Origin of the sequence: Streptomyces sp. NRRL B-24572, from assembly GCF_002156145.1 — a bacterium.
Classification (GTDB): domain Bacteria; phylum Actinomycetota; class Actinomycetes; order Streptomycetales; family Streptomycetaceae; genus Streptomyces; species Streptomyces vietnamensis.
Window position 1 is genome coordinate 1 of sequence record NZ_MWIG01001073.1, and the last position, 829, is coordinate 829.

Consider the following 829-nt stretch of genomic DNA (forward strand, 5'->3'; position numbering starts at 1 on the left):
CGCCCGCCGCGCCGAACGCGCCGAGGAACTCCGCAACCGCTACGGCGTCGAGACCGTCACGAACGCCGAGGCCGCCAAGCGCGCCGACACCCTCATCCTGGCCGTCAAGCCGCAGGACATGGGCCGCCTCCTCGACGAGCTCACCCCGCACGTCGCCGCCGACCGCCTGGTCATCAGCGCCGCCGCCGGCATCCCCACGTCCTTCATCGAGGACCGCCTCACCGCCGGCACCCCCGTCGTCCGCGTCATGCCGAACACCCCCGTCCTCGTCGACGAGGGCATGTCCGTCATCTCGGCCGGCAGCCACGCCACCCCCGAGCACCTCGCCCACACGGAGGAGATCTTCGGCGGCGTCGGCAAGACCCTCCGCGTCCCCGAGTCCCAGCAGGACGCGGCGACGGCCCTCTCCGGCTCGGGCCCGGCCTACTTCTACTTCCTCGTCGAAGCCATGACCGACGCCGGCATCCTCCTCGGCCTGCCCCGCGCCCAGGCCCACGACCTCATCGTCCAGGCCGCCATCGGCGCCGCCGTGATGCTCCGCGACAGCGGCGAGCACCCGGTCAAGCTCCGCGAGGCCGTCACCTCCCCGGCCGGCACCACCATCAGCGCCATCCGCGAGCTGGAGAACCACGGCGTACGGGCCGCCCTGATCGCCGCCCTGGAAGCGGCCCGCGACCGCAGCCGCGAACTGGCCTCCGGCAACAGCTGACCGATCACCCCTACTTCCCTACTGCGCGGAAGCACCCTTCAGCACGTCCTCCGTGGACACGACCCGGGCGACCGCGCCGCCGCTGCAGCGACACCGCCGTTCGCCCGGGTCGTGTCCACG

The 829-nt window shown here is 73.2% G+C and carries 1 protein-coding gene; it reads left to right on the forward strand.

The window, feature by feature from the left end:
• Positions 1 to 709 (forward strand): pyrroline-5-carboxylate reductase (proC, locus tag CCN56_RS40250; protein ID WP_107484321.1); only part of this gene is annotated, 709 nt, incomplete at its 5' end.
• Positions 710 to 829: the final 120 nt, after the last annotated feature.